This window comes from Mycobacterium sp. 050272, assembly GCF_039023525.1.
Taxonomy (GTDB): domain Bacteria; phylum Actinomycetota; class Actinomycetes; order Mycobacteriales; family Mycobacteriaceae; genus Mycobacterium.
Window position 1 is genome coordinate 592,839 of sequence record NZ_JBCHKV010000002.1, and the last position, 17,907, is coordinate 610,745.

The 17,907-nt window shown below is 65.8% G+C and carries 16 protein-coding genes and 1 pseudogene; 6 read left to right on the plus strand and 11 right to left on the minus strand.

Translation table 11 applies throughout. The annotated features are described in order from the left end of the window. Positions 1-144: 144 nt before the first annotated feature. From AAHS21_RS07630 to AAHS21_RS07640, 3 genes and pseudogenes are all read left to right on the plus strand, one after another. Positions 145-795 (plus strand): TetR/AcrR family transcriptional regulator, encoded by a 651-nt coding sequence (locus AAHS21_RS07630; RefSeq protein WP_342927059.1) that lies wholly within the window; start codon positions 145-147, stop codon positions 793-795. Positions 796-1,016: 221 nt separating this feature from the next. Next, positions 1,017-1,241: pseudogene (locus AAHS21_RS07635) on the plus strand (cytochrome P450); the annotation flags it as partial. Between the two features lie 22 nt (positions 1,242-1,263). Further along, entirely contained in the window at positions 1,264-2,103 is an 840-nt protein-coding gene (locus tag AAHS21_RS07640) for a mycofactocin-coupled SDR family oxidoreductase (RefSeq protein WP_342927060.1), read from the plus strand. Positions 2,104-2,180: 77 nt separating this feature from the next. On the opposite strand, the gene AAHS21_RS07645 is transcribed toward AAHS21_RS07640, so the two are convergent. Further along, positions 2,181-2,597, minus strand: coding sequence for a DUF5313 domain-containing protein (locus AAHS21_RS07645; RefSeq protein WP_096290093.1), 417 nt, complete (start codon positions 2,595-2,597; stop codon positions 2,181-2,183). A gap of 9 nt (positions 2,598-2,606) precedes the next feature. Next, positions 2,607-3,092, minus strand: a complete 486-nt coding sequence (locus AAHS21_RS07650) for a MarR family transcriptional regulator (RefSeq protein WP_342927061.1) — start codon at positions 3,090-3,092, stop codon at positions 2,607-2,609. 107 nt (positions 3,093-3,199) lie between these two features. Here AAHS21_RS07650 and AAHS21_RS07655 point away from each other — a divergent pair, with 107 nt between their 5' ends. Further along, the gene (locus AAHS21_RS07655; RefSeq protein WP_342927062.1) at positions 3,200-4,039 is read left to right on the plus strand and encodes an SDR family NAD(P)-dependent oxidoreductase; all 840 of its coding nucleotides are present in this window, start codon (positions 3,200-3,202) and stop codon (positions 4,037-4,039) included. Here the strand turns inward: AAHS21_RS07655 and AAHS21_RS07660 are convergent. The 9 genes from AAHS21_RS07660 to AAHS21_RS07700 form a co-directional block, all read right to left on the minus strand. Continuing rightward, a complete protein-coding gene (locus AAHS21_RS07660) occupies positions 4,036-6,450 on the minus strand; it encodes a CoA transferase (RefSeq protein WP_342927116.1) in 2,415 nt (804 codons plus the stop codon). The two genes, AAHS21_RS07655 and AAHS21_RS07660, sit on opposite strands and share 4 nt — an antisense overlap. Then, complete coding sequence (locus tag AAHS21_RS07665) at positions 6,447-7,433, minus strand: enoyl-CoA hydratase/isomerase family protein (protein ID WP_342927063.1); 987 nt, start codon at positions 7,431-7,433, stop codon at positions 6,447-6,449. The genes AAHS21_RS07660 and AAHS21_RS07665 overlap by 4 nt, the downstream gene beginning before the upstream one ends. A gap of 2 nt (positions 7,434-7,435) precedes the next feature. Beyond that, positions 7,436-8,575: a M24 family metallopeptidase gene (locus AAHS21_RS07670; protein ID WP_342927064.1), complete on the minus strand. Its 1,140-nt coding sequence runs from the start codon at positions 8,573-8,575 to the stop codon at positions 7,436-7,438. After that, positions 8,565-9,809 carry a Xaa-Pro peptidase family protein gene (locus AAHS21_RS07675; RefSeq protein ID WP_342927065.1) on the minus strand — a complete coding sequence of 415 codons (1,245 nt, stop codon included), beginning with the start codon at positions 9,807-9,809 and terminating at the stop codon, positions 8,565-8,567. Before AAHS21_RS07675 ends, AAHS21_RS07670 begins: the two co-directional genes overlap by 11 nt. After that, complete coding sequence (locus AAHS21_RS07680; RefSeq protein ID WP_342927066.1) at positions 9,809-10,981, minus strand: amidohydrolase family protein; 1,173 nt, start codon at positions 10,979-10,981, stop codon at positions 9,809-9,811. Before AAHS21_RS07680 ends, AAHS21_RS07675 begins: the two co-directional genes overlap by 1 nt. 58 nt (positions 10,982-11,039) lie before the next feature. Beyond that, positions 11,040-12,284, minus strand: a complete 1,245-nt coding sequence (locus AAHS21_RS07685; RefSeq protein WP_342927067.1) for a cytochrome P450 — start codon at positions 12,282-12,284, stop codon at positions 11,040-11,042. Position 12,285: 1 nt separating this feature from the next. Beyond that, positions 12,286-12,480 (minus strand): ferredoxin, encoded by a 195-nt coding sequence (locus AAHS21_RS07690; RefSeq protein WP_342927068.1) that lies wholly within the window; start codon positions 12,478-12,480, stop codon positions 12,286-12,288. A gap of 11 nt (positions 12,481-12,491) precedes the next feature. After that, the gene (locus AAHS21_RS07695; protein ID WP_342927069.1) at positions 12,492-13,157 is read right to left on the minus strand and encodes a helix-turn-helix domain-containing protein; all 666 of its coding nucleotides are present in this window, start codon (positions 13,155-13,157) and stop codon (positions 12,492-12,494) included. A gap of 140 nt (positions 13,158-13,297) precedes the next feature. Then, positions 13,298-14,107 carry an SDR family oxidoreductase gene (locus tag AAHS21_RS07700; RefSeq protein WP_342927070.1) on the minus strand — a complete coding sequence of 270 codons (810 nt, stop codon included), beginning with the start codon at positions 14,105-14,107 and terminating at the stop codon, positions 13,298-13,300. 127 nt (positions 14,108-14,234) lie between these two features. Here AAHS21_RS07700 and AAHS21_RS07705 point away from each other — a divergent pair, with 127 nt between their 5' ends. Both AAHS21_RS07705 and AAHS21_RS07710 read left to right on the plus strand, forming a co-directional pair. Then, a complete protein-coding gene (locus tag AAHS21_RS07705) occupies positions 14,235-15,110 on the plus strand; it encodes a hypothetical protein (protein ID WP_342927071.1) in 876 nt (291 codons plus the stop codon). A gap of 84 nt (positions 15,111-15,194) precedes the next feature. Further along, entirely contained in the window at positions 15,195-17,858 is a 2,664-nt protein-coding gene (locus AAHS21_RS07710; RefSeq protein WP_342927117.1) for an AAA family ATPase, read from the plus strand. Positions 17,859-17,907: the final 49 nt, after the last annotated feature.

Sequence of the window (17,907 nt, forward strand, 5' to 3'; positions counted from 1 at the left end):
CGTCTAGGAGAATAGTATTCTCGTGTCAAGAAAGTTACAATCTCCGACACCTGGTCCGAGAGGGGGTCGAGCGCAGCGATGTCACGGCGTTCTCCGGTAGAGTCCAATCATGTTCTCCCCTCGCGGCAATCGTCCGAGCCTTCCGTGACCAGCCCAAGCGAAGAGCCGGCCTGGAAACAGCGCGCCGTCGAGCGATCAATCAAAACGGCGAAACTGCGTGCGGCGCAGCGCGTTCAGCGCTTCCTCGACGCGGCGCAGGCCATCATCATCGAAAAGGGCAGCACAGACTTTACCGTCCAGGAGGTCGTGGACCGCTCCCGCCAGTCACTGCGGAGCTTCTACCTGCAGTTCGACGGCAAGCACGAGCTGTTGCTCGCGTTGTTCGAGGATGCGCTGAGCCGGTCGGCCGACCAGATCCGGGCCGCCACCGAAAGCCATGCCGACCCGCTCGAGCGGCTCAAGGTGGCAGTGGAGCTGTTGTACGAGGCCTCACGACCGGATCCCACGGCTAAACGTCCGCTGTTCACCGATTTTGCCCCGCGGTTGCTGGTAACGCACCCCGCTGAGGTCAAGATCGCCCATGCACCGCTGCTGGCATTGCTGACCGAGCTCATGGAAGCGGCTTGCGACGCAGGCAAGTTGCGCGACGGGCTCAATCCTCGCCGCATTGCCGCGATGACGATGCAGACGGTGATGTTCATCGCACAGTCCAGCGGCGGATCCGACGATGCGACGATTCATCCGATCACCGCTGACGAGGTGTGGGACTTCTGCTCTGCCGGATTCGTCGCCTGACACCAGCCCGCGAAACGCGTCGGCCATCGTCTGACCTGAGCGGATAGCGCACCTGACTTGCTTCACGAGAATCAGATTCTCTAATATCTAGAACTAGAACTAGCTTAAACGGATTCGACGTTGACACCTGTTCCCGGGTGACGACAGAGTTCTGTGGCGGCGCCCTGTCCGACCCCGGGGGCGGGGGGTACGTGGTTCCTGTGAGAGGCGATTGATTACCCGTGACCGTCAGCGCGGCCAGCGATGTTCACTTCGACCCGTACGACGTGGGGCTGATCGCCGATCCCTGCCCGATGTCTCGACGGCTGCGCGAAGAGCCACCGCGGACGGTCATTTTCGAGGATCCGCCGATCCACGACATCCACCGTAAGTTGTTGTCCCGCATGTTTACTCCGCGCAAAGTCAATGCACTTGAGCCCAAGATCCGCGAATTCTGTCAAAGAAATCAAGTCAGGAATTGAGGTAGTGATGACCGGACGTGTTGAAGGCAAAGTTGCTTTCGTCACCGGGGCGGCGCGTGGCCAGGGCCGCGCACATGCGGTGCGGTTGGCCCAGGAGGGCGCCGACATCATCGCGGTGGACATCTGCAAGAAGATCGACACCGTGGATCTGATCGCCGCCTCCACACCGGAAGATCTGGCCGAGACCGCGGACCTGGTGAAGGCACAGAACCGGCGGATCTACACCGCCGAGGTCGATGTCCGGGATTACGACGCGCTGAAGTCCGCTGTGGACACCGGCGTCGAGCAGCTCGGCAAGCTCGACATCATCGTCGCCAACGCGGGCATCGGCAACGGCGGCCAGACGCTGGACAAGACCAGCGAAGCCGACTGGACCGCGATGATCGACATCAACCTCGCCGGCGTGTGGAAGACGGTGAAAGCCGGTGTGCCGCATATCCTCGCGGGCGGCAACGGCGGTTCGATCATCCTGACCAGCTCGGTCGGCGGCCTCAAGGCCTATCCGCACACCGGTCACTACGTCGCCGCCAAGCACGGTGTGGTGGGTTTGATGCGCACCTTCGCCGTCGAGCTCGGCGCGCAGAACATCCGCGTCAACTCCGTGCACCCGACCAACGTGAACACCCCGCTGTTCATGAACGAGGGCACCATGAAGCTGTTCCGTCCCGATCTGGAGAACCCGGGCCCCGAGGACATGAAGGTTGTCGGCCAGCTGATGCACACCTTGCCGATCGGTTGGGTCGAGCCCGAGGACATCGCCAACGCGGTGCTGTTCCTGGCATCCGACGAGGCCCGGTACATCACCGGCGTCACGCTGCCCGTCGACGGTGGCAGCTGCCTCAAGTAGCCGTTCCTAGCGCCGAACGTCGACTCGTTGTGCTCGAAAGAGCTTGATCAGCACGATAAGTCGACATTCAGCCACCGCTAGAACGGGCTGCTGTTGGCCTGCCATTCGGCCTCGGCTGGCCGCGGCCCGTAACGGCGGGCGTAGTCCTCATGCATCCGGGCCTGTTTCTGACGGTTGATCACGTCGACCAGGTTCGGATCCAAACCATGGACCGCCAACCGGTGACGGCGCCAAACCTTGTTCAGCGCAAAGTTAACCACCAACGCCCACGCGTACAGGGGCACGGTCATCTCCGTGTGCACATAGAGCGAGGCCGGCAGCAGCCAGAAGGGGGCGAGCACGAGCAGGGGAGGTATCGCCCACCTGATCATGTGCCGGCGGATGGCTCCCGGGCCGGCCAGATCGTTGGCGACCCAGCTGCGCATCGAATCCGGCAGGCGCCGGCCGTAGGCATAGCCGATGCGTTGCCACAGATTGGGTTTCGTGGCGGTCATGGTGACTCCTCAGGATTGCAATGCGCCCGCCGCCACGGCGGCCGCGTTGATTCGGGTCAGGACCTGGTGCAGGTTCTCGAGTTCGGTCAGTTCGACACCCAGCCGTTCGACGACGGCGGGCGGAATCTCAAGTGCGCGCTCGCGCAGGGCGATTCCGCGCTCGGTGAGCGTGACATCGGTACTGCGCTCGTCGACGACGTTCTTGGCGCGGGTGATCAAGCCAAGTCCCTCCAACCGTTTGAGCATCGGCGACAGCGTGGCCGACTCCATCTGCAAGGCGGTCGCGATCTGCTTGACCGACAGCGGGGACTCGTTCGCCGCCTTCCGATGATCCCACAGCGCCAGCATCACCAGATATTGCGGATGGGTCAGACCCAGCGGCTCCAATAGCGGTCGGTACACCGCCAGCACCGCGCGATTTGTGGTCGCCAACGCGAAGCACACCTGGTGTTCTAGGGCGAGCGGATCGATCTCGCGGGCGGTCAGCAAGGCCATGTTTGGATCGTAGCCTAATAGTTAGTGCCCTATCTATATGAGGCCCCTCACACCCTGGATGAGACCCCGGTCAGGCCGCGGGAACGGGAGGAATACCCTCGGATTCCATGGACGGATTCGAGGGACGCGGGGCAGTGATCACCGGCGGTGCAAGCGGAATCGGCTTGGCCACCGCCACCGAGTTCGCCCGTCGCGGCGCCCGCATCGTGCTGGCCGATGTCGACAAGTCCACACTGGAACATGCCGTGGGACACCTCAAGAGCGCGGGCGCCGACGCGCACGGCGTGGAGTGCGACGTGCGGCACGTCGAGGAGATGGTTCACCTCGCGGACGAGGCGTTCCGACTGCTCGGCCAGGTCGACATCGTCTTCAGTAATGCCGGCATCGTCGTCGCGGGCCCGCTCGCCGCCATGACCCACGAGGACTGGCGCTGGGTGATCGACATCGATTTGTGGGGTTCGATCCACGCCGTCGAGGCGTTCGTTCCGAGGCTGATCGAGCAGGGCAAGGGCGGTCACATCGCCTTCACCGCATCGTTTGCCGGGCTGGTGCCCAACGCCGGCCTCGGGGCGTACGGTGTCGCCAAGTATGGCGTTGTCGGCCTGGCCGAAACGCTGGCTCGCGAGGTCAAGGACAACGGGATCGGCGTTTCGGTGCTGTGCCCGATGGTCATCGAAACGAAGCTGGTCTCCAACTCCGAACGCATTCGCGGCGCGGACTATGGACTCGCCTCGACGCCTGATCTGACGGAGAGCTTCGGGCCGCTGCCGCCGACGCAGGATCAAGGCGTGACGGTCGGCGAAGTCGCGCGGTTAACCGCCGATGCGATTCTGGCGAACCGGTTGTACATCCTGCCGCACGAGGCGGCTCGGGCCTCGGTCAAGCGCCGGTTCGAACGCATCGACCACACCTTCGACGACCAGGCCGCCGAAGGCTGGAAGCACTAGCCCGACCGCATCGCGGGCGTTACGCCGATGACTCCGGCGGCTTCCAGGTCCGCGATATCCGTCGGGTTCAAGCCCAACTCAGCGAGCACCTCATGGTTGTGTTGCCCGAGTGTGGGTGCGGGACGAGCGTGAAACACCCGCGGCCCGTTGGAGAATCTCATCGGCACGGTGCTCAGCCGCGCCCGACCGTTCACCGGATGATCGACTTCTTCGAAGAAACCGCGAAATGTCAGCTGCTCCAGCTTGGTCTGCCGATGTGGTTGCATGACCTTGGCCACCGGGACACCGGCGTCCCAGAGCGTTGCCACGATGTCGTCGCGGGTACGGTTCTCACACCAGGCGGCCAGGCGATCGTCGACGCAATCCTGGTGTGCCCGCCGGCCGGCCGCCGTCGATAAGGCGGGATCGGTTGCCCAGGAGGGTGATCCGAGCGCCTGGGATAGCCTTTCCCACTGCTCGTCGGTGGCCACCGCAATGGCGACCCAGCTGTCGAGCCGACCGAACTCGTCGATGTCGGCACTGCGGTAGAGATTCTGGGGAACCGCCGACGGTCCGTGGTTGCCGTCGCGCTCCAGCAGCGCCCCGTATGCCGAGTACTCGATGACCTGCTCGGCGGCAATGTTCAGCGCCGCATCGACCATCGCCGCTTCCACGAACACACCCTCGCCGGTGCGGCGGCGATGTTCGAGCGCCAGCAATATCGCGTTGAGCGCGTGCACACCCGCGCATGCGTCGCCGATCGAATACGGGTCAAATGGCGTGCGGTCCGGGTAGCCGGTGAGCCAACTGACACCGGATGCGGCTTCGATCACGTACGCGAAGGCCGGGTTGTCCCGCCACGGTCCGTCGAGGCCGAAACCGGGCATCCGCACCATCACCGCTTCCGGCCGAATCGATTGAACGGCAGCAAAATCCAAACCGATCTGGTCCAGCACCCGAGGTGTGAAGTTTTCCACGATTACGTCGCAGGTAGCGATCAGATCCCGCAGCAGCTCCCGGCCCCGCGAGCTCTGCAGGTCCAGCGTCAGGCTCTTCTTGTTGGTGTTCAGCGCCTCGAAGATCGGCGACTTCTCCCACCACTGCTCCTCGGTGGTCGGTATGCCGGCGATCAGCCGAGTGCCATCCGGGCGACGGGTGGACTCGACGTGGATGACCTCGGCGCCGAGCATGGCCAGAAAGTGGGTGCCGCAGGGACCCGCCCAAAACGTCGTCATATCCAACACCCGAAGTCCAATGAACGGCAACGGCTTTGCCGTGCCGGTCGGCTCGGGCCGCGGCGACAGGTTCGCGGTGCGGTAGTGCTCGGTGTGTTGCCCGAGCCGCGGCGCCGGTTGCGGGCTGCGTAACTGGGCGGGCCGCATCCGGTACGGGTGACTCGGCTGCTGGAAGCCGCCCGGATTGCGCACGAACGAACCGCGCTCCACGAATTGATCGAACGAGGTGACGTTCGCGCCATTGGCGACCGGCGCGTTGGGAATCCGGAATGCCGAGGCCAGTTCCCGGATTTCGTCGACTGGGGTCGCGGCCACCCACTCAAAGATCTCGTCGGCGTAGACGTTGGCCAGCTCGGTGATCGACAGCGGCGACTCCTCGTCGATCCACTCCGGATGACCTACCATCGCGCACAAGTCGAACCACTGCTGCGCCGTGCCACATCCGAGATCCACCAGGCCGTCCTTAGCCTGAGCCACCCCCGGAATGGTGGGCCGCCGCGCGTCTCGCCACGGTCGGCCAAGCAGTTCGAAGTAGGTCACCGGGTAGTAGGTCAGGCACAGGACCTGAGTTTCCAGCATCGACAGATCGAGCAATTCGCCGGCCCCGCCGTCGATCCGGCGCCATCGCGACGTCAAGGTGGCCGCACTTGCATAGACTCCGGCCAGGTACTCGCCGGCCTGCCCGCCGACGAAGACGGGCGGCCGCTCCTGCTCGCCACGCCCGAGCCCGACGATCCCGCCCGACCATGCCTGCAGTGTGAACTCGGTCGCGGCGCGGTCTCGCCAAGGGCCTTCCAGCCCGAACGGTGTGATCGCCGTGACGGTGAGATGCGGATGACGGCGATGCAGGGCCTGCGGCGAAAAGTCCGGGTGCTCAGCGACTTTCGAGCCAGCCGACCAGACCACCGCGTCCGCCGACGCCAGCAGCCGGTTCACCAGGTCGGCGTCCTCGCCGGCGTCGGCCACCACACTGTGTTTCGCACCGGCGAGGAAGCAGAACAAGGCGCCGTCAGCGTCGGGCGCAATGGCGGCACCGGACGCCGACCACCTGCGCAGCGGATCACCTTCTGGTGCTTCGACTTTGATGATGTCGGCGCCGCCGTCGGCGAGCAGCTTGGTGCAGTAGGCACCGGCGATGCCGGTGGACAGATCGACGACCGTAAACCCGGTCAGTGGCGGTTCGACGGGCGCCACTATTTCTTTTTCTTCGCTTTGCCGGCCCCGGCCTTCTTGCGCGCTTTCTTGCTCAGCGCCCAGTCGTCGGGGAACTTGCTGTCGTTGCCTTTGACCGCCTCGCCCAACCCCTGTTTCATCGCGTCATCGAGCATCAGCTCGTCGCCACTGTCCGGACGGACGCTGCCGCCCATCGATTCGAAGACGCCACTGAGCATGCTGCCCAGGTACTCGCCCTGGAACTGCTTCATGATTTCGAAGAAGACCTTCTGCATGAAGACCGTGTCGGTGGGGCGATTGCGGGCGCACGCGAGCGCGTACTTCGCGACTTCTGCCTCCAGTTCGGCCCGGGGCACCACGCTATTGAGAAAGTTGCAGTCGTACATCTCAGCCGCGGTGAAAGCCCGTCCGGTGAACACCATTTCCTGGAACTTGCGGATGCCCATCGTCTGCGCCCACCACCACATGCGGGGACCCCAGCCGTAGTACCGAAACGACGGATGCCCGAACAGCGCGTCGTCGCTGGAGATGACCAGATCGGCATCGGCCGCCTGGTAGAAGTGCCAGCCGTAGCAGTAGCCCTTCGCCTCGAGAATGCTGATCTTCTTGAAGTCCTGCAGGCCGCGGATGCCGGAGTTCGGGTTGGCGTACCACTGGCCCAGGGTGGCGCCGTTGCGAAACGAACCCTGCGGCGGATATCTGACGTCGTCGGGGCTGACCCGGTATTCGGCAAGTCGTGGGCCTTGGTCGGCCGCATCGCGGACCCGCATCACCTCGGTCAGGTCCGCGCCCGAGCCGAGATCGTCGCCGGCTCCGCGAACCACCAATACCTTGACGTCGTCGTCAATGCTGGCCTGGTGCAACAACTCCGCGTAGCGCAGCCGCGCGGCGATCGTCGGCGCGTTGAGATAGTCCGGCCGGTCGAACGTGATCGTCGCGATCCGCGTCGTCGCGTCTTTGTCGTACCGGATGATCTCTTCGGCCGCCGGCTCCGAGAGCTCGGGCATGGCTACGGCTGCCAGGACGGGCTCGCGGTAAGCACTTCGGGACCGTCGGCGGTGATCAGGACCGCCTCGCGCCCGAATACCGCGCCGACTCCTTCGGCCCACACGTAGCCGGTCACCGCGAGCACCATCCCCGGCTCCAACCGCTCCTCGGCCGCGGTCGAGGGTAGGTGCTTGGAGACGACGGGCGGGTCGAAGCCCATGCCCAGACCACGGGCTACCGGCATCGGCGGCTCGGGCTCTCCGGCGGCCTGGTAAGCGGCCAGCAGTTCGCCGGCTCCGGCACCGGGCCGGCAGGCGGCAATCAGCCTGCCCCACAGACCTTCCCAGCGCGCGTACAACGCGGCGGCGCCGTTGGGCGCGTGCTTGCGATCAGCCGGCCAGGTCCGCCCGACCTCGCCGACATAGCCGCCGGCCAGCACTCCGGCGGAGAATGCCACCAGATCACCGTCCTGGATCCGGCCCTGAGCTCGATCCGGACCGCCGGCCCGGCGCCACGGGTGAGTGCGCGAAGTCACCCATGCGACATCTTGATTCGAGGGCGTACTCACTCCACCGGCCGCCGAGGCCTCCAGCAGGACTCCGGCCAGTGCTTGCTCGCTAACCCCCGGCCGCAACTCCGATACCGCGGCCGCAAGAGCCGACTCGACGACCGCGACGGAACGCCGCAGCGCGGCAATCTCCTCGGCCGTCTTGATCCGGCGCGCGGCGCGCATCGCCAGCTCGCCGTCCACCAGTTGCGCGTTAGGGAACGCCGTAGGCAACAGTCGCGCGAAAACCGGTGAGAGCGCGTCGGTCCCGACCCGCCGAGCGGTCGCCGCACCCGGGATGCGCTGTAACGCCGACATCGTGTTCATCGGATTCCACGAGATCCCGTAGAGGTTCTCGTGCGGGATGTCCTCGGGGATGCCCTCGTCCCACGTGCTCAGTAGGTGCACCGCACCGGTCTCGCGCACCAGCACGCAGCTCGGGCCGAACGGTCGCGTACCGGCGACCCAGAGTTGTGGCGCGCCGGTTACATAGCGAACGTTGGCCTGCCGGCCCAGGACCAGGACATCGAGATCATGGGCCGCCATTTGCTCCAGCGCCCGCTGGCGACGGCCCGAGCGCAGCGTGCGCTCGTCGGGCAGGACTTCAGTTGCCATAAGGGTCATAGGGGTAGTTGGTCAAACGAATCCAGCCTTCCTCGGTAATCACCAGGACCTCCTCGCTGCGGTAGCCGCCGGTGCCGTCTTCCCACACCACGGGCTCCAGGACCAGCACCATCCCGGCCTTGAGCACGAAATTCTCGTCGAACTCTTGGCCGAGATCCGTTCCGATCATTGGCATTTCGGCGGCGTTAACGCCGATGCCATGACCCAGATAGAAGTGCGGCAGCCACGGCTTGGTGCCGCCATTGGCCTTGATAGCGGCCCGTCCCAGATCGGCGGCGGTGGCGCCGGCCTTGGCGACACCGAGCACCGCGCTCATGATTTCGAACCATTTGTCGAACTGCGCCTGCTGGCGCGGCGACGGGTCGCGGCCGACGAGCCAGGTGCGTCCGAAGTCGGAGCAGTAACCCTGGTAGGTGATGCTGACGTCGGTCCACAACACGTCGCCTTCGACCAGCTCGCGCTCGGTGCTCAGCAGTGGCAGCGCCAGGTCTCCGTGCGTGGTCCACACGCCCTCGGCCTTGCTCGGCGGCATCACCTGCCAGATCGGCTCCAGCATGCTGGCCGTGGCGCCCAACTCGAAGGCGCGGCGCAAAAAGCTTGCCGACAAGTCGATCTGACGGATCCCTGGGGCAAGCCGTTTCTGGACTTCCACCATGGCTTCGTCGGTGATCCGGATCGCGGTGCGCAGGCACGACAATTCGTCCAGGGTCTTGACCGACTTCGCCGCACTGACGATCGCCGCTGCGTCCACGGGCGCGCCGCCCCGGAACAACAGGTTCGCCGCGCGCGACATCGCGCCCGTGCACTCGTCGACGGCGATCACCGCGCCGGGTGGAATCAGGTCGGCAATCGTCCGCGCGAAATCGGCGACGCCTTCCTCGAATTCGAGGTAGACCGGACCATGTAAGTGATCGGGCGGCAGGTCGGATTCGTGCGACGCTCCCTCGCGGAACGGCAGGAACAGGTGCGGCCACTCGTCGCCGGCGACCACCACGGCCACCGGTCGCTCGACATAGGACAGCCCCGCGTCGCCGAGTGGCCAACTGGCGCCGGTAGCGTAGACCACGGCATTGTTGCCCAGCAGGATCATCGCGTCCACGCCACGTTCGGCCATCGCCGAGCGCAGCCGGGCCCCGGTCTCGCGACGCAGGCGGGCAAGGTCGGGTGTTTCGGGAATTACCAGTCCGTTACCGGTGCTGGTGCCCAGTTGCGCGAAGGTCGTCACTACAGGCCCAAGAACTTCGTGATGTTGTCACTGACGATCTTCTTCGCATTCGCCGGGCCGACGGCCTCGACGACAGACTTCAGCGACTTCTCGGAATAGCCGTAGGTGCTTTCGTTGTGCGGGTAGTCGCTGGACCACATCACCTTGTCGACGCCGATCTGGTCGATCAGCTGCAGGCCCAGGGGGTCGACCATGAACGATGCGCTCATGTGCGTGTCCCAGTAGTACCGCACATCGTGCGCCAGCGGCCGGTTGAGCATGTGTTGATAGGACCCCATCAGGTGCTCGGCGTCTTGCAAAGCCCAAGGGACCCAGGAAATTCCACCTTCGAACCAGCCGATCCGCAGCCCGGGGTGGTCGTCGAGAATTCCGGTGAACAGATACTTGGCGAATTGCTCGCGGAAGCCGTCGATGTTGATCATCATGCCGACCACCACGCTGTTGAACTGGCACGGGGTTTTCGGCGGAGTCTCGCCGATGTGGTGGGTCACCGGCAGGCCGGCGGCTTCGATCTCGTCCCAGACCGGCCGCATCGCGTCGCAGCCATAGTCGATGATGTTGCCGTCGTCGTCCTTGCCCGGGTTCAGCGGCAGCAGGAAGGTCTTGAGCCCCAACGACTTCAATTCGGCCAGCGTTCGTTTAGCGCCTTCCGGCTCCCACCAGTTGATCAGGCCGGCGCCGTAGAAGTGTCCGTGGGAACTCTCCTGCAACTCGGCGATGTACTCGTTGTAGATCCGGAATGCCAGTTCACGAAGTTTCTTGTCCGGGTAGTGGAAGAGCGCCAAAATCGCGTTGGGGAACGCGAGTTCCTTCTCGACGCCGTCCTCGCGCAGCTCCTGGATCCGGGCCTCGATGTTGGTGCTCGCAGCGCCGGGCAGGTCGTCGTACTGCATCAGCACGGCGCTGAAGTCGCCCGGCAGGAACGACTGTCCTTTGCGCCCGACTTGGTAGGCACCGTCCTCGTACCAGATCCGCGGCGCCTTGTCCTTCAGGTCATCCGGGAACCGATCGAAGAAGATGTCGTCGGCCAGCGAGATGTGGTTGTCGGCCGAGAAGACGACGGTCCCCTCGGGAAGCCCGACATCGCTGCCCACGGCGTGGCCACGCCGATCCTTGGGAGCGCCGTAGCCTCCGGGCGGGTAGAGCGAGGCGGTGGTTGTCGGCGTTGACATTATTGACCCTCCATTCGGATCTGCATTGGAAGAGTGATCATTTCGGGCTGCTGCTCGATTACCAGGTAACGGGGAGTTCGTAGACGCCGTAGGCGAGCCGGTCGTGCTTGAACGGGATCTCGTCGAACGGCACGGCCAGTTTCATGGTCGGGATGCGACGCAAAAGCGTCTGGAACACGATCTGCAGTTCCGCCCGCGCGAGCTGCTGACCCACGCACTGATGGCGGCCGTAACCGAAGGCGACGTTGCGGTCAGCCCCGGCACGGTGCACGTAGAGCCGATCGGGCTCGGGGAAGACGTCGGGATCCCAGTTCGCGGGAGCCAGGTCGATGATGATGCCTTCGCCGGCGCGGATCGTCTCGCCGGCAATGTGGATGTCGTCGACGGCGACGCGCCGCTGCCCATTCTGGATGATGCTCAGGTAGCGCAGCAGCTCCTCCACCGCATTGGCCAGGACCTTCGGGTCTTCGGCATCGCGGACCACGGCAAGTTGATCGGGATTCTCAAGCAGCGCAAGCACTCCGAGCCCGATCATGTTCGCGGTCGTCTCGTGCCCGGCGATCAGCAATCCGGTACCGAGCTGCGCGGCCTCCTTGACGCTGAGCTCGCCGGCTTTGACGCGTTCGGCCAGATCCGAGATCGCGTCCTCCGCCGGTTTCTCCATCTTGGTTTCGACCAGCTGGGCCAGGTACTTGTGCAGGCTCATCGCGCCCTTGGCGGTGTCGGCACCGGTGGCATAGCGCGCCAGCCCCATCGAGGCGTGCTCCTGGAACATCTCGGCGTCCTCGTAGGGCACGCCGAGCATCTGGCTGATCACCAGGGACGGGACCGGAAGTGCAATGGCGGCAACGACATCCGCGGGCTGCGGGCCGGCCAGCATCGTGTCGATGTGGTCATCGGTGATCTGCTGGATCGTGGGCCGCAGGCCTTCCACGCGCCGGAAGGTGAACGGTTTCGACAGCATCCGCCGATAGCGGGTGTGCTCCTCGCCGTCGGAGGTGAACACCGACCGTGGCCGCTTGTGCACGGTCGACAGCATGCCTTCGTTCCAATGCGGGAAGCCGGGCACCCGGTCGTCAACGCTGACCCGGGAATCGGAGAACAGCTCGCGCACCTGCTCGTAGCCCGTGATGAGCCACGGGGTGTTGCCGTCCCAGATCCGGACCCGCGACAGCGGCCTCTCGTGGGCCAGGGCCATGACGTCCGGGGGTGGGGCGAACGGGCAGCGCTCGTCGCGGGCCATCGGGTAGTCGGGAATCTCGGAAACGGCCTCGGCCGTGCTGCTCGTCAGTGCGTCTGACATGTCATTCCTCGATGTAGATTGCCTGGGCTGGGCACGCCGAGGCGGCTTGGCGGGCCCCTTCGGTCTGCTCGGCGGACGGGTGCTCGTTGAGCAGGATGACCACCCCGTCTTCGTCGCGCTGGTCGAACACCTCGGGTGCATTCATCACACAGTTGCCCGAGGATGCGCAAATGTTCTGGTCGACAGTAACTTTCATCGGCTTGCTCTTCATTCGTACGGAGTGACCGGCGCCAGCCACAGCCCTACGATCGCGTCGATGAGGCCGAACGCAGCTGCGCGCCAGGAGGACTGAGCCATCGCAGCGCCTGCGGCCAGCGCACGTTCGCGATCGGCGCAGGTGTGCATCAAGAGGTTTCGGGCCATGACGTTGCGTTCGAAATGCACATCGGCCGGCAGGTTGGGCAAGCAGCGGTTGACACCGTCGACCACCTCGACGAGCGACGGAGAGCTGAGCGCACCCTTAACCACGATGTTGTAGTAGGCCGGATCGGTCATCGCTTGCGCCGCGAACCGCGCGTACCAGGTCGGGTTGCCGAGGTCCTCGAGGTGGTCGGTGAGTGGGCGCACCAGGCACGCCACCCAGGCGCGCAGTTCGCCCGAGTCGCCCGACGCCCGCAGGTCGGCCACCATCTGCTCGCGCAGCTCCTCGACGGGTCCGCGGTGCTTCTCCTCGATGGCACGCACCAGGTCGGCCTTGGTACCGAAGTGGTAGCCCACCGCGGCATTGTTGCCCTGCCCCGCGGCCTCGCTGACCTGGCGGTTCGACACCGCGAACATGCCGTGCTCGGCATACAGCCGTTCGGCGGCCACCAGGATCGCTTCTTGGGTGGAGCTGGCCCGTTCGGTGCGGACGGCCCTGCCTGCCGTGGTCATTGGCCTAGTCAACCTCGCGGTTCGGTTTAAGTCAAGCGCTTGATTTAAATGAGCCAGGGTCTGCCCGGAGGGCTTCGGCCGGACGCTGCCGTCGTGCTCGGTGCCGGAGGTGACGGCACCGGCGCGCTCGAGCCGAGACCTCATCCGTCGCGCCTCTTCGAAGGGATCACCTTGCCGGCCGAGGTCCCCCCGTCCACCGGAAGCACGGTTCCGGTGACATAGGGCGATCGGTCGCCCGCGAAATACAACGCGGCCTGGGCAACGTCGTCGGTCGTTCCCTCACGTTTGAGCGGCCGGTCGTCGCGCATGCCCTGACGGATCTTCGCCTCGAACTGGGCCAGTTGCTCAGGGTCCATCCCCGCCGCCGACTTCCCCAGGATCGGGGTGGGAATGCTGCCCGGCGCGATCGCGTTCACGCGAATCTCGTAGCGCGCCAGCTCAATTGCCGCGGACTTGGTGAATTGAATGACTGCCGCTTTCGACGCCCGATAGATCATCACCCCGCCGCCGGCCTGGATCCCGCCGATCGAGGTGAGGTTGATGATCGATCCGCCGCCGCTTTCGGCCATGTGCCGGGCGGCATCTCGGGTACCGGCCATCACACCGAGGACGTTCACGCCCATGATCCGGTGGAAGTCCGACAGGTCGTCGTCGAGTAATCGACGCAACGGGCTGGACACCGCGGCGTTGTTCACCATGACGTGCAGCCCGCCGAACTTCTCGACGGTGGTCGCGACCAGCGCCTGCACCTGTTCAGGATCCGAGACGTCGGTCCGGTTGAACAGCGCGCCGGCGCCCAGGGTGGCGGCCAGTTGCTCGCCCATCTCGGCCTCGACGTCCGCGATGACGACCCGGGCACCCTCGGCCAGAAACCTTTCCACGATGCCGCGACCGATGCCCGACGCCCCGCCGGTGACGATGGCGACCTTGCCATCCAGTTCGTTGACCACCCGACGAGTTAATCGGGCACGCGACTATTAAGTCAAGCAGTTGATTTAAGTGCTTCCCGGAATTGGCCCGCCGCTGCGGTATTACTGTTTGCTGCGTGAACGAGCGGATCCCGGGACTGTGGCGTCGATGAATCCCGATACTTTCTGCACCTCCGACCAATGGAGCATGATCGCGTCGGCAGCGTCGACGTCACAGCTCGCCGGTGTGCTCGGCGGATTCCTCATCACCGCAATAGCTTTGCTGTTCGACCGCAACAGCCGCGAAGGCGTGCACACCCTGGCACTGTTCGCGTCGGCGGTGCTGATCCTGATGCTGGACAGCTTCCTGTTCAGCCTCATCAGCGGCACTCACCCGCCCGACAACGGCGACCGGCAGGGCATCTGCGCGATCGCCTGGACCCAGGGTGATCTGGCGACCGGGATGCTCGCGGCGGGCACCACCGGACTGTTCGCCGGCCTGGGCTGGATGCTGGCCAGTCACGCGGTGAATAAGGTGCCCGCCGACGATCCAGCGGACATCCGCGCCTACTGCTTCCTCGCCGACCTCGGCGGCTGGCTGACCTTCGGCGCCGCGATGGCAACGACGTTGATCATGAGCGAGACCAGCATCGACTACCTGCATTTCGTGCTCGGCCACCCGCCCGCGCTGTGGCTGACGGGGTCAATCGTGACGTTCTGCGCGCTGGCCATCCTGCTCGATTTCGTGGTGGTCTACTTCCGTACCAAGGCCCTCAACCGCTCGCTGGCCAACACCGCCGAGCCGACTCAATTGGCATTGCGCTCGATCAAGGTCGCCACGGTGGGAACACTGTTCCTCGCCGTCGCCGGCTCATGGCTTGCCGTCAGCCTGGCGCGCCTTCCGGTCGGCTGGCTGACCACCCCCAACCGCGCGTTCGTCATCTTCGTCTTCGTGCTCGCGCTGATCGTGCCGACGATCATCTCGACCGCGGCCTGCTATTCGGTCGCGAGCACCGACGAGGGTTTGCGTCCACGCGTGCGTTAGCGGCCTCGCGCACCCCGGTAATCTCTGGCGCGACAATTTCTTTCGAATCCGGCGGTGTGTGTGTCAAGTCATCCGGCACCAACCTTGCGTGGTCGGCGTGACGAATGCGCCACCGTCGAGCGGTTGATTTCCGTGGCCCGCTCGGGCCAAAGCCAGGTGCTGGTGCTGCGCGGCGAAGCCGGCATAGGCAAAACGGTGTTATTCGATTTCGCGGCCGAGCGCGCCGCAGGCTTTCGCACCGCGCGCGTGGCCGGTGTCGAATCCGAGATGGAACTTGCTTTTGCAGGCTTGCAACAACTTTGCGCACCGCTGCTCGACTGCGTCGATCGCTTGCCTGATCCACAGCGCAACGCGTTGGACATCGCCTTCGGGCGTAGCGGCGGCCCGGCACCGGATCGATTCCTGGTCGGCTTGGCGGTCCTCAGCCTGATCGGCGCGGCAGCCGAAAACCAGCCGTTGATTTTTCTGGTCGACGATGCCCAGTGGATCGACCGCATCTCGGCCCAGACGTTGGCGTTCGTCGCTCGCCGTCTGATCGCCGAACCGGTCGCGCTGATGTTCGCGGTGCGCGACGGCTGCGCCGACGAGCTCGACTCGCTACCCGCGTTGCCGCTGCGCGGACTGAATTCCGGTGACGCCCGCGCGTTGTTGGATTCGGTCATCGTGGGTCGCCTCGACGATCAAGTACGCGACCGCATCGTCGCGGAAACCCGGGGGAACCCGCTGGCCCTGCTCGAACTGCCCCGCGGCTTGACGGCCGCGGAGCTGGCAGGCGGCTTCGAGCGACCCGACTTGCGGCCGTTGGCCGGACAGATCGAGCACACCTTTGTCCGCCGCATCCGTTCGCTGCCGGATCAGACCCAGCAGCTGTTACTCGTGGCCGCAGCCGAGCCGGTCGGCGACGCGGCATTGCTCACTCGCGCCGCCGAGGAGCTGGGGCTGCCGTCGGGCGCGTTGGCGGGAGCGCAGGATGCGGGGCTGATCGAACTCGGAACCCGGGTGCGCTTCCGTCATCCGCTGGTGCGATCGGCCGCCTACCGCTCGGCGGATCTGACGCAACGGCGCCGGGTGCATCGCGCACTGGCGGACGTGACCGATTCCAGCACCGATCCGGACCGGCGCGCCTGGCACCTGGCGATCGCCGCGCCCGGTCCCGACGAGTCCGTCGCCGCGGCACTGGAACGCTCCGCCGACCGCGCGCAGGCCAGAGGCGGCATCGCTGCCGCGGCCGCATTCCTGGAGCGGGCCACCCAGTTGACCGCCGAGGCGGCACGCCGCGGCACTCGCGCGCTCGCTGCCGCTCAGGCCAAGCGGGAGGTGGCCGCCTTCGATGCCGCCGAAGAGCTGCTGAGCATCGCGGAATCGGCGCCGCTGGATCAGCTGCAGCGAGCGTGCGCGGTGCGGTTGCGCGCCCAGATCGCCTTCGCTCGCGGCCGTACCGGCGCGACGGACGCGCCCACCGTCTCCGACGCCGCGATCGGCCTGCTCGACGCCGCGCGCCAGCTGGAAACGCTGGACGACGCGGTGGCCCGCGAGACCTACCTGGAGGCCCTCGGAGCGGCGCTCTTCGGCGGTCGGCTATGCCCGCACGGCGGCATCCAGATCACTGCGCAGGCCGCGCACGCGGCGCCCCCGGGACCGCAACCCGCCCGCCCGGTCGACCTGCTGCTGGACGGCGTCGCCATCCGGCTCACCGCGGGCCACGCCGCAAGTGTGGCGACGCTGCGCGAAGCGCTGAACCTGGTTCGCGCGGCGGCCGCACGCGGCGACGGCGACGTGATGCGGTGGTTCTGGCTGGCCTTCCCGATCGTGCAGGAATCGGCGGCCCACGAAGTGTGGGATGACGACCTCTGGCATCACCTGGCCACCGAAGCGGTGCGATTGGCACGCGATGCCGGTGCGCTGGCCGTGTTGCCGCATGCCCTGGTCTACCGCGCCGCCGTTCACGTGCAGGCCGGTGAGCTCGCGGCGGCCACCGCGCTGGTCGAAGAGGCCAGCGCCATTGCCACCGCCACCGGCTATGCCCCGTTGAAGTACCAAACGCTGCTGCTGGCCGCATGGCGCGGCGCCGAGGCGGACGCGCTGACATTCATCGATGCCGCGGCGGCCGACGGCAGGTCCAGAGGCGAAGGACGCGTTGTGGGTCTGGCGGCCTATACCAAAGCCGTGCTCTACAACGGTCTGGGCCGCTACGAGGACGCATTCGCCGCAGCGCAGCAGTGCTGCGAACACGAGGATCTTGGCGTGTTTGGCTTTTGCCTGATCGAACTCGTCGAAGCCGCCGCCAGATGCGGCCAACCCGACGCGGGACGTGCGGCGTTGCAACAGCTCAAAGAGCGAGCAATCGCCACCGAAACCGATTGGGCCGCAGGTGTTTTGGCGTGGTCGCGGGCGCTACTGGCCGACGACCGCACCGCCGAGGAGCATTACCGAGAGGCGATCGAGCGCCTCCAGCGCACCCGGATCGCCGTGCAACTCGCGCGTGCTCACCTGGTCTACGGGGAGTGGCTGCGCCGGTGCAACCGCCGCATCGACGCCCGTGCGCAGCTACAGATCGCCCACGAAATGTTCGGGCGAATGGGAGCTGAGGCGTTCGCCGCCCGAGCCCGCCGCGAGCTGTTGGTCACCGGCCAGAAAGTCAGTAAGCGAGCGGCCGCCGGCGCCGAGCTGACGCCACAGGAGGCGCAAATCGCCCAACTAGCTGTTGCGGGTCATGACGTTGTAGACGCCGACATGGTCGGGATGTGAGGAGGACGGGTCCTTCGGCGGCAGGATGAGAAATCGCCAAACCCCTCGT

Coding starts and splice junctions, on each gene's coding strand:
- AAHS21_RS07670 (WP_342927064.1), bottom strand. CDS start 8,575: ATGGCAACTGAAGTCCTGCCCGACGAGCGCACGCTGCGCTCGGGCCGT.
- AAHS21_RS07685 (WP_342927067.1), bottom strand. CDS start 12,284: ATGTCAGACGCACTGACGAGCAGCACGGCCGAGGCCGTTTCCGAGATT.
- AAHS21_RS07640 (WP_342927060.1), top strand. CDS start 1,264: ATGACCGGACGTGTTGAAGGCAAAGTTGCTTTCGTCACCGGGGCGGCG.
- AAHS21_RS07705 (WP_342927071.1), top strand. CDS start 14,235: ATGAATCCCGATACTTTCTGCACCTCCGACCAATGGAGCATGATCGCG.
- AAHS21_RS07655 (WP_342927062.1), top strand. CDS start 3,200: ATGGACGGATTCGAGGGACGCGGGGCAGTGATCACCGGCGGTGCAAGC.
- AAHS21_RS07690 (WP_342927068.1), bottom strand. CDS start 12,480: ATGAAAGTTACTGTCGACCAGAACATTTGCGCATCCTCGGGCAACTGT.
- AAHS21_RS07695 (WP_342927069.1), bottom strand. CDS start 13,157: ATGACCACGGCAGGCAGGGCCGTCCGCACCGAACGGGCCAGCTCCACC.
- AAHS21_RS07665 (WP_342927063.1), bottom strand. CDS start 7,433: ATGCCCGAGCTCTCGGAGCCGGCGGCCGAAGAGATCATCCGGTACGAC.
- AAHS21_RS07650 (WP_342927061.1), bottom strand. CDS start 3,092: ATGGCCTTGCTGACCGCCCGCGAGATCGATCCGCTCGCCCTAGAACAC.
- AAHS21_RS07680 (WP_342927066.1), bottom strand. CDS start 10,981: ATGTCAACGCCGACAACCACCGCCTCGCTCTACCCGCCCGGAGGCTAC.
- AAHS21_RS07645 (WP_096290093.1), bottom strand. CDS start 2,597: ATGACCGCCACGAAACCCAATCTGTGGCAACGCATCGGCTATGCCTAC.